The sequence below is a fragment of the Bacteroides sp. CAG:189 genome, assembly GCF_000432295.1.
Taxonomy (GTDB): Bacteria; Bacteroidota; Bacteroidia; order Bacteroidales; family Bacteroidaceae; genus Bacteroides; species Bacteroides salyersiae.
Genome location: NZ_HF991081.1, coordinates 1 through 10,919 on the forward strand (window position 1 = coordinate 1; position 10,919 = coordinate 10,919).

A 10,919-nucleotide genomic window follows, 5' to 3' on the forward strand; every position below is an offset into this window, starting at 1 on the left:
AACTTATTCAGTACACTACAGTGATCAACATAAAGAAATTAGAGGAATACAATTTAAAAGTATATCCTTCATTCCAGCTTAATAATGTTCTCATCTATTCCTTCAATAGCAATTTTCAAGTAAAACACGCAATTTCTGCTGCAAAGTTTTTGTAATACCAAACTTAATCGTATTTTTGTGTACAATTTTGGTGTAGTAATGACAGAAGAAGAAAAAAAGCTATTAAGTACCTTTGAAGCAAGACTACGGCATTTAATCTATCTTCACGATGAATTAAAGCGTGAAAATGCTGAACTTAAGGAACTTCTCAAAGCAGAGAAGGAACAAAACGAAAAGGTATTGGCTGAGTACAAAGAACTGGAAACAAGCTACACAAACCTAAAAACAGCAACGACAATCAGCCTTAACGGCAGCGATGTAAAAGAGACAAAGCTGCGATTGTCTAAATTAGTGCGTGAAGTCGATAAGTGCATCGCTTTATTAAATGAATAAATAATGGAGATGTATGGACGATAAATGGAAAATAAATCTGTCGATGGCCGATGCTACTTATCCGGTCTGGATCAAACCGGAGGATGAGGAGATAGTAAGAAAGGCCGCACAACAGGTAAACGATATTTTAAAAGAATATAGGGAGAAGTGGCCTAACGTAGAGAAAGAAAGGATTATGACAATGATCGCCTATCGCTTTTCATTGGAAAGTTTGCTCGAAAAACAACGTAACGACACGACACCTTATACCGAAAAAATAACAGAACTGACGAAAACACTTGAAGAACACTTCAAAAAGGAGTAGAATCATTGCTTTTGTCGGTGGGGAATAGAAAATCCACGCACTGCAAAATATACGGAAGGAGGTTTTTCCGCATATTTGGCGGTGCGTTTTTATTTATACTTAAATTAAATTACAATGTTAGTAACAATAGTAGCATCCATTGCTTGCTTCATCGTAGGTGGCATATTGTCATACGTATTATTTAAATACGGACTGAAAGCCAGATACGACAATATCCTCAAAGAAGCGGAGACAGAAGCAGAAGTAATCAAGAAAAACAAATTGCTGGAGGTTAAGGAAAAATTCCTCAATAAGAAAGCAGATCTGGAAAAAGAGGTAGCCCAGCGTAACCAGAAAATTCAGCAAGCTGAAAACAAACTGAAACAACGCGAAATGGTATTAAGCCAGCGCCAGGAAGAGATTCAACGCAAAAAGGCGGAAGCTGATGCCGTAAGAGAAAATCTTGAAGCCCAATTGGGAATCGTTGACAGAAAGAAAGAAGAACTGGACAAACTGCAACAGCAGGAGATAGAAAAACTGGAAACAATCTCCGGTTTATCTGCCGAAGAAGCGAAAGAACGCCTGGTAGAATCATTGAAAGAGGAAGCCAAGACACAGGCACAGTCGTACATCAACGATATCATGGACGATGCGAAACTGACGGCCAGCAAAGAAGCCAAACGAATCGTAATACAATCGATCCAAAGAGTAGCGACAGAGACAGCTATTGAAAATTCCGTAACCGTATTCCATATTGAGTCCGACGAAATCAAAGGACGCATCATCGGTCGTGAAGGCCGTAATATCCGTGCTCTGGAAGCGGCTACCGGTGTAGAAATCGTTGTAGACGATACTCCGGAAGCAATCGTTCTTTCCGCATTCGATCCTGTACGTCGCGAAGTGGCTCGTCTGGCCTTGCATCAATTGGTAACAGACGGACGTATTCACCCGGCACGTATTGAGGAAGTGGTAGCCAAAGTGCGCAAACAAGTAGAAGAAGAAATCATAGAAACCGGTAAACGTACTACCATCGACTTGGGCATTCACGGATTGCATCCGGAACTGATTCGTATCATCGGTAAGATGAAATACCGCTCTTCCTATGGCCAGAACCTGTTGCAACATGCTCGTGAAACGGCCAATCTCTGTGCTGTGATGGCATCGGAATTAGGTTTGAATCCGAAAAAGGCAAAACGCGCCGGACTGTTGCACGATATTGGTAAAGTGCCTGATGAGGAACCGGAATTGCCGCACGCATTATTGGGTATGAAGCTGGCAGAGAAATTCAAAGAAAAGCCGGATATCTGCAATGCCATCGGTGCCCACCATGACGAAACGGAAATGACAAGTCTTCTCGCTCCTATCGTACAGGTATGTGATGCTATCTCCGGAGCACGTCCGGGAGCACGCCGCGAAATCGTAGAAGCGTATATCAAGCGTCTGAACGATCTGGAGCAGTTGGCCATGTCTTATCCGGGCGTAACAAAAACTTATGCCATCCAAGCCGGACGTGAGTTGCGCGTTATCGTAGGTGCAGACAAGATAGATGATAAGCAAACGGAAAGCCTGTCGGGCGAAATCGCTCAAAAGATACAGGATGAAATGACTTATCCGGGCCAGGTGAAGATTACCGTAATCCGTGAAACACGTGCAGTAAGCTTTGCTAAATAATAAGATCAAGAAGAAAAATCATCAAGATAAGGGGCGAAGCAATTCGCCCTTTTTTAATACCGTTTTATAGGATGAGCAAATACCAGTTTGAGATATGTGCCAACTCAATAGAAAGTTGTCTTGCCGCACAAGCAGGGGGAGCCGACCGTGTAGAGCTATGCGCAGGCATACCGGAAGGAGGTACCACTCCGTCTTATGGAGAAATAGCCGTTGCAAGAGAAGTTCTTGATATAAAACTCCATGTGATTATTCGCCCTCGGGGAGGTGACTTTTTATATTCACCTATCGAAATAAAAACAATGTCAGCAGACATAGAAATGGCTCGTAAAACGGGAGTTGACGGAATTGTTTTGGGATGTCTCACGGCAACGGGAGACATAAACATGCCGGTAATGAAAGAGCTGATGAAAGCCGCCGAAGGATTGTCTGTAACTTTTCACCGTGCATTCGACGTCTGTCGCAATCCACAAAAAGCAATGGAAGAAATTATAGACTTAGGATGCGACCGGATATTGACTTCCGGCCAACAGGCAACAGCAAAAGCCGGTATCCCTTTACTAAAAGAACTCCATGCACAAGCTGACGGAAGAATCATTCTGTTGGCCGGCTGCGGAGTAAACGAAGAAAACATTGCTCATATCGCTTCGCAAACAGGTATCGAAGAATTCCATTTCTCGGCAAGAGAAAAAAGAATAAGCGAGATGCAATATCGTAACCCCACCGTCTCTATGGGAGGAACCGTACAAATCGATGAATATTCCCGTCAGATAACAACAGCAGAAAGAGTCAGAAATACGATTGCAGAATTGGCGATAAATGATTGGCGATAAGAGGGAATCACTCCATATAATGAACTACACTTTATACCCTCACAAGCCATGCACAACTTTCATCAACTGTTCGCCCAGACCGATTGTATATCCTTGGGATACAAAAACCACCCTGTTGAAAGTATCGGCAATGATAAATACCGGAAGCGCTGCGGAACTTGATAATTTCATCGATTCCGTTATCTGCTTCTGAATATTGCCATCTGTATCTATGCCATAGATTATAGTGGAAGGCAATCCCGGAAATTCCGTCGGCTGAAACTTCTTGTATTGTTCTTCATCCGGGAAAAGCAATACTATCTTACGTCCCCATTTCTCAAAATCCTTGCCCAACGCTGCCATATCTTTTAAAGCATGATTGGCAGGTTCCTGTCCGGCAGACAGTATACCCACTACAAAATAGCCACGACCACAAGCTTGCAGAATACTTTGCATCTGATTGTGATCGCCTACCGGACGAAAAAGTGACTCTGAATTAAAACTACCAATTACCTGTACTTGGGTTTCACTCTCACGCATAACCAAATCCACCGTAGCATTATGATCTTTTTCTACATTAAAAAAAGAAAGATTGGCAAGTACACCCCCATTAGCCAGACGCGTTCCGGTGGTAAGCATATAATAACCGGTATCCAGCCGTGTGCCATTTTTCAATAATTGTTCCCAAGAGGTAGTACCTTCATCATAATTCAATAAGCGGAAAGTCCCCTCTTCAAACCGGGACAACGTAAAATGAGAATAGTATTTAGGATTGTCAAGCGAACGGATAGGACGATAATTGGCCCTTACAATCGCCGAAGGTGCCCAAAGTTGCTCTGTTGCTTCGAAATCCACATCGTATGTCTTGCCATTTTTCAACCGCCCGTCAGTCAAATCCTGATATTGAACCTTCCCTGTCACCTCATCTATCCAGGCAGGAATGCCCAAAGCACGTGCCAAAGCCACAAAAAAGATATCCCTGGATCTCTCGTCAGCTACGGAAGCTCTCCATACACCAACAGGAGACATGGGAATGCGTTGCGAGTTCAACTCATTGTCAATACCAATATTTTTTTTGCACCAGGCTACCAACAATTGCGGATTCTTACGATAGCTTTCTGCATCGGCAGCCGGCACTGCCTCTTGAAAAAACTGCTTATACGGAGTCAGCATCTCATTGCCCACGCGTGGATTGAGAACAGACGAATAGTAATAATCTCCACCAGAAGCAACTGTAGAATAATGAAAATGATCCAACAATACTTCCAGAGATATATCACGTAAATCTTTGTCAGAGATAACACCAAGCAGTCTAAGGGCAAGATCAGCCTTTCCCTCTTTGGCAGCAACTGTGAGGAAATCGGTCAAAGTCCGGTAATTGCCTCTCGACGCAAGCAACAACCGGATAACCGTCTGGGGATTCATGGCATATTCCCGGGCAAAAGCTCCGGCCTCTGCTTCAGTGATAAAAGTAGAAACGTAGGCATTGCGAATAGAGTCTTCCTGTGCCATACGACGATTGTTTTCGGCACGTTGCTCCGGAGTCACTTCGGGCAATCGGGTTTCTTCGGCAGGAGGAACAATATCCAAGTCCAACGAATACACATCGCCCGGTTTCTTATCCAATACAAGTGTCAGTTCTTTTTCTTTTCCAAAAGACAACTTGCCAAAACCGAAAACCTCTCCCTTAGAAGCCCACACAAGCATATCCCCCTTTCCAGCCGTCAATGAAGCCTGTCCGGAAGTATCGGTATACTTCGTTGCTACGGAATAAAACTCGGCATAGTTATACACTTTAAACTCCACTTTCGCCCCCTCCACAGGATTACCACCCGCATCGGCAACCGTGATAACCGCTTTCGCCGTAGGAGCATAGTTTTCTATGACATTGATTTCCGTATAATTGGGAGTTTCATACATGATTTCTTCCGCACCTTTATAACGTCCAAAGACTTTAGTATGCATCAACATACCACGACTCGCAGGGGCATTAAACCATCCTAAATTCAATACCGGCTCCGGCTCACAAGCTCCAAAGAAATACCATTTGTCATCTGCCCAGGCTTCTACCCAAGCATGATTGTCATCGGTATGTGCCCAACGGGGAGTGTATACCTGACGGGCAGGAATACCTACAGAACGAAGGGCGGCAACGGTAAAGGTAGACTCCTCACCACAACGGCCATAAGCCGTCTTAACGGAAGCAAGCGGCGAGCTGGTACGAGCATCGCTCGGACGGTAAACCACCTTTTCATGACACCAGTGATTTACCTCCAGAATGGCATCCCGCATGGAAAGATACTTGACACGCTCCTTCAATTCATTATAAAATACCCGGCGGGAATCATCCAGATTCTCATTATTCACCCGGATTGGAAGTACAAAATGCCGGAATACATCTTCGGGAATCGTTTTTCCCCAAGGCATCTCACGCTGTGCCTGTTCAGTCAGACGTATATTCTCCAAATAATAATCTCCCGAATAGTCGGTAATATCACCAATAGGCATATAGGCATAAAGGAACATCAATGCTTCGCGCTCTACGGCAGTAAGCGTGGAATCCCGGAAAACACCGAACAGATCGCCGTATGGAAGTTGCAACTGCTTCATTGCAAAGTCAGCCTGTACTTGGTTACGATAAGCCTCGTCCTTCAAAAAATGCTCTTCCGTACACGAAAGAAACATAAAAAACAATAGTGAATATAGAAAATAACGACCCGATGTTTTCATACGATTCAATATAAATAAGGTATAATCAAAATCCATTCAAAGGGAACAGTACGGTAGGGATCAACAATACCAACCCCAATATAATAAACAGTAATAACAATTTCCAGAACCATTTCACCCATATTTCATAAGGTATGCGGGCTATTCCCAATGCCCCCATCAGCACGGCGGAAGTAGGTGTTATCATATTCGTAAAGCCATCTCCAAACTGATAGGCCATCACCGTAGCTTGCCGCGAAAGGCCGATTACATCGGAGAATGGCGCCATGATAGGCATGGTCAATGCCGCTTTGGCGGAACCGGAAGGTATAATCAGATTTATCAATGTCTGTATGAAATACATTACCCCCAACGAAACAAATCTCCCGGCCTCTCCCATCAACGAAGCGAGCGAATGAAGAATAGGATCGATAATACGACCGTCTTGTAATATTTGAATAATCCCACCGGCAAGGCCGACTACTATGGCAGCCGAAAGCATATCCTTTGCCCCGTCCAGAAACTGCTTGATAATCGTATCCGTCTGTTCGCTGTTGGCAAAACCGGAAAGTATCCCCATCGCCAAAAAGATAGCGGAAATCTCGGGCAGATACCAACCATGCCCCATTACACCGACAATCAAATACAGAATAGTAAAAGCAAGCAGGACAAGAATAAAAAAATGATTGGATTTACGCAACCCTAACCAACCGAAAACAGCATACAACACAGTAAGAAAAGGAACAGCATACCAACTGACGGACGATTCTCCTAACACAAACGTACTTTGAGGATAACAAACAGAAAATACAACCAATGCCATCAATACCAATACATAGACTATATACGCCGAACGTGTGGTAGCATAAGCAATCTGTTCCGACATCCCTTCTCCTCTTTTTCTCCAATAAGCATCGGCACGATACATCGGCGACTTCTCCGGATTCCTTTTAATGACAGAGGCATAACGGAGCACACAAGCTATAAGTAGGACAGTGAGCACCACCCAGCAAAACATACGATATTCAAAGCCCGAGAACAGGGGTAAATCGGAAAGTCCCTGAGCAATACCTATCGTAAAAGGATTGAGTACAGCACCGGAAAAACCTACATGGGCCGCCACATAAACCATACAAAGCCCCGTAATAGAATCATAACCCATAGAAATAGCCAACGGCACAATGATAATAACGAATGCCAGCGTTTCCTCACTCATACCGAACACTGCTCCAAAAAGGCTGAACAATATGATAATCAAAGAGATTACCACATTATTGACTCCCAGCATCTTAATAAACCGATACCTCTCGAGCCCTTTCGTGAATCCTAAAAAAGAGAATATTCCGGCATCAATGGCCCGGCTGCTATTCATAATCTGAAAAGCTCCTCCCATGATTAAAAGAAAAGCGATGATGCCGGCCTGGCGTTCAAAGCCATCCAGCAAAGCACTGAACACCTGCCAAGTCTGCGGAGCCTGTTCTACCGGATGAAAAGAGTGGTCGACAATCACGGTACGCGGCACTCCATTGATCTCCACCGTCTGACGCATATATTCTCCGGCAGGAATAATCCAAGACAATACAGCACAAAGTAATATCACAGAAGAGATGATCGTGTAGGTGTGAGGAATTCGTTTCAGCATATTTCAGGTAATTGATCTGCCACAAAGTTATGTAATATATTTGTAATATTCATCCGGACATACACACTCTTTCGAGAGAAAAGAGTCTCAAAAGCATATTTTTTATGTTGTAGAACATATTTTCGTGAACTTTTTGTATCTTTGCAACGTTATTAAAGAAAACAAGATGTAAAACCCGCTCTTCAAAACGTGGAGAGCAAAAAAAGATGAAGATTATGAAAAAGAATTCAAATGAAAAGATTATGATGTTGCAGTACCGTATCAAACGTTATCATGCAATGGGAAATGGAACCATGTGCCAAACCTTGAATGGCCAACTTCAAAAACTGCTTTCAAAGCAGACTGCCATGTAAAATACACTACCTTATTATATGAACAAAGCAGAGAATCATTTACCGGTTCTCTGCTTTTTTTATATGGTATTTTACAAAACACAATTCTCACTGATCATTTGTTTTACTGAAAAGTATTCTTACTTTTGCATCCAAACTAACGAAACTCTAAATAAAAAATGACAGACATCTCAGAATTTGAAACAATTTTCCGATGCCATTATCGTCCACTCACCATGTATGCTTTGCGTTATACGGAAAACATAGATGACGCAGAAGATATTGTACAACAATCATTTATAGATATATGGGAAAGATTGTCCGGCGGAATGGCTATTGATAATTTGAAAGCTTATTTGTATACAGTAGTTCGAAATGGCAGTCTGACCCGTGTTATCCATTCCCCTCAGAAAAGTACGATTCAAGAAAACGAAATGGAAGATATCAGCGAAGAAGAACGAATCATCCGTTCAGAACGGGATGCACAATTATGGACAGCCATTGACAGACTGCCTAAAGCTCGAAAACGTATTTTCTTGCTATCAAAACGTGACGGACTCACTTATAAAGAAATAGCCGATGAGTTGGGAATATCGATCAAAACCGTCGAACACCAGATCAGTAAGGCCATTAAAACCTTACGAAATACAGCAATCAAAGTTTATTTTTTCTTTTTCTCATAAAAAAACAAAGGAAATGATGGGGGGATTTTCCTAAAAACATGTCTTACTAATAAAAGACAAACTTTCAAAACATGGAAAAGAATCCTAAATACCCCACACCGGAAGAAGAGAGTATCCGGTTCATAAGTCGTTTCTACAGTGAAGGAAAGGCCGACACTTCAGCAGCATGGAAAAAGATTACCAGAGCCATCCACAAACAACCTTCCTCCAAACGCCGTATCCCGATATACCGCATCGGTATAGCAGCGGCTATCCTTACCGGAATTATTGCAGGGATAGGTTACCACCGGATGAAAACACAGGCAGACTGGATCATAATTGCTGCACAAGCTGAAAAGCAGGAAATCGTTTTACCGGATCATAGCGCCATAACTCTATCTCCGGGAAGTTCCATCCGATACGACCGTTTGTCTTTCGGTAAAAAGGAACGATATATAGAATTAGCCGGAAAAGCATTTTTTAATGTGAATCACCTCAAAAATGTCCCTTTTCATATCAATACCCCCTTAGCTGATATACAAGTATTAGGAACACAATTCCAAGTGGTTTCCACTAAAGACAGCACAGTGACATGGATTGTTTCCGGGAAAGTCCGCTTCAGCACTTCAAGGCAGTGTACAGACCTTACACAGAATATGCGGGCCATAGTAAACCGGGAAAACGGACAAATTCAAGTCTCCGCAAAAGATCATCTGAACGAACTGGCCTGGAAAACCCACCGACTCGTTTATCAAAACACCCCGTTGCGAGAAGTAGTGGCAGATTTGGAAAAACTCTATCAAATAAAACTAAAAAATATACCTCCACAAAATCTGAAACTAACGGCAACTTTCGACACAATGGAGATTTCAGACATACTTTATATTATCAACCAAACACTCGACACGAACCTAACTATCACCATACAACAATGAAAGAATCTGTTATCTGTTTCAAATTTCTGTTGATCGTGCTGCTGAGCCTCTTGCCTACGGCAAAGGTGAAAGCAGCACCATCCGGCGAACCGCTCATCAGTCTGGAAGTTGCCAACGCCAGCCTGCAAAAGTTGTTACCCTTGTTGGAAGAGCAGGCCGGGGTTACTTTCACTTATGAATCTTCCCTGCTAAAAAATATGCCACAAATTAATATTTCTTTTTACCGGACTCCATTTTCCGAATGTATGCGTAAACTGTGTGTGCTTCTGTCTATCAGCTACAAGCAAGAAGGACATTTTATCATTCTGAAACGGACAAACATACATGAAGTTGCTACCAACGGATTACAATTCGACAGTATTCAGCATCTGCAAGAGGTCGTTATCAGTGCAACGTCTTTGCAAAAAAACTTATTGCTAAACCCACAAATGGGACAAGCCCGATTCGGCTATGAAAATATTAAAAGTACCCCTGTTCTTTTCGGAGAGGCCGATATTATAAAGATAATACAAACACAGCCGGGAGTATCGCCCGGAATAGCCGGATTTGCCGATATGTATGTACGAGGCGGCAATAACGACGAAAATCTCTATCTATTAGAAGGAAATCCACTCTATCAAGTGAACCATGCGGCAGGACTCTTCTCCGGATTCAATGTCGAAGCGATAGAAAGTACAGATTTCTATAAGTCAGCCTTTCCTGCACGCTACGGAGGCAGACTTTCCAGCGTAGTCGACATCCGGACTAAAGACGGAAATTTAAGAGAACACCACGGTAACATCATGTTGGGACTCACCTCTGGCAGCTTCAATCTGGAAGGTCCCCTTATTAAAGATAAAACTTCTTTCAATTTAAATCTACGACGCACCTGGTTTGATATACTATCGGCTCCGGCATTGGCAATCATGAATGCAACCAAACAGGACGGAGCAGATAAAACCATAGCCCGCTATGCCTTTACTGATCTCAACTTAAAACTCACACACCATTTCAACTCTCACAGCCACGCCTTTGCCGGTATTTATTTTGGTCGTGATTATCTCAAAGGAGGAAGTAAAAGTACAGACGAAAATGACAAAGAAGAAGATATCAGCCGATTACGCTGGGGAAATGTCATGGGATTTGCCGGATGGTCACATTCATTCAATTCCAGATTTTACAGCAACATCAACGTTGCCTACACCCATTACGCCTCCAAACTTCAAAGAAATCTTAAGGAACAGAATGACGAAAAACAAACCTATTACCAAACATCCAGCCTAAATGGAATAGATGATATCAGTCTACGAACCGATTTTAATTATCTACCGACAACCAACCAGCACATCCGCTTCGGGAGCCAGTATATCTATCACCGTTTCCGACCAGAATATAGCTCCGTCCG

At 42.9% G+C, this 10,919-nt stretch carries 10 protein-coding genes; 8 read left to right on the forward strand and 2 right to left on the reverse strand.

Annotated elements, in window-relative coordinates:
• The first annotated feature begins 198 nt into the window (after positions 1-198).
• The 4 genes from QVP90_RS11565 (at position 199) to QVP90_RS11580 (ending at position 3,276) form a co-directional block, all read left to right on the forward strand.
• Positions 199-492: a hypothetical protein gene (locus tag QVP90_RS11565; RefSeq protein ID WP_044093756.1), complete on the forward strand. Its 294-nt coding sequence runs from the start codon at positions 199-201 to the stop codon at positions 490-492.
• A gap of 13 nt (positions 493-505) precedes the next feature.
• On the forward strand, positions 506-796 hold the full coding sequence (locus QVP90_RS11570; protein ID WP_005924751.1) for a cell division protein ZapA: 291 nt from the start codon (positions 506-508) through the stop codon (positions 794-796).
• A 114-nt stretch (positions 797-910) separates the two neighbouring features.
• Positions 911-2,446 (forward strand): ribonuclease Y, encoded by a 1,536-nt coding sequence (gene rny, locus QVP90_RS11575; RefSeq protein ID WP_005924754.1) that lies wholly within the window; start codon positions 911-913, stop codon positions 2,444-2,446.
• Between the two features lie 71 nt (positions 2,447-2,517).
• Positions 2,518-3,276 (forward strand): copper homeostasis protein CutC, encoded by a 759-nt coding sequence (locus QVP90_RS11580; protein ID WP_021936516.1) that lies wholly within the window; start codon positions 2,518-2,520, stop codon positions 3,274-3,276.
• A 39-nt stretch (positions 3,277-3,315) separates the two neighbouring features.
• Here the strand turns inward: QVP90_RS11580 and QVP90_RS11585 are convergent, their stop codons facing one another.
• Positions 3,316-5,985 carry a transglutaminase domain-containing protein gene (locus QVP90_RS11585; RefSeq protein WP_264380941.1) on the reverse strand — a complete coding sequence of 890 codons (2,670 nt, stop codon included), beginning with the start codon at positions 5,983-5,985 and terminating at the stop codon, positions 3,316-3,318.
• Between the two features lie 25 nt (positions 5,986-6,010).
• The gene (locus QVP90_RS11590; RefSeq protein ID WP_007478450.1) at positions 6,011-7,606 is read right to left on the reverse strand and encodes a YfcC family protein; all 1,596 of its coding nucleotides are present in this window, start codon (positions 7,604-7,606) and stop codon (positions 6,011-6,013) included.
• A gap of 215 nt (positions 7,607-7,821) precedes the next feature.
• Between QVP90_RS11590 and QVP90_RS11595 the strand changes: the two genes are divergently transcribed.
• From QVP90_RS11595 to QVP90_RS11610, 4 genes are all read left to right on the forward strand, one after another.
• A complete protein-coding gene (locus QVP90_RS11595; RefSeq protein WP_005924766.1) occupies positions 7,822-7,959 on the forward strand; it encodes a hypothetical protein in 138 nt (45 codons plus the stop codon).
• Between the two features lie 158 nt (positions 7,960-8,117).
• A complete protein-coding gene (locus QVP90_RS11600) occupies positions 8,118-8,621 on the forward strand; it encodes an RNA polymerase sigma-70 factor (RefSeq protein WP_005924768.1) in 504 nt (167 codons plus the stop codon).
• A 71-nt stretch (positions 8,622-8,692) separates the two neighbouring features.
• A complete protein-coding gene (locus tag QVP90_RS11605) occupies positions 8,693-9,535 on the forward strand; it encodes a FecR family protein (protein WP_021936518.1) in 843 nt (280 codons plus the stop codon).
• Positions 9,532-10,919 (forward strand): TonB-dependent receptor plug domain-containing protein (locus QVP90_RS11610; protein WP_288204368.1); only part of this gene is annotated, 1,388 nt, incomplete at its 3' end. The genes QVP90_RS11605 and QVP90_RS11610, both read left to right, overlap by 4 nt.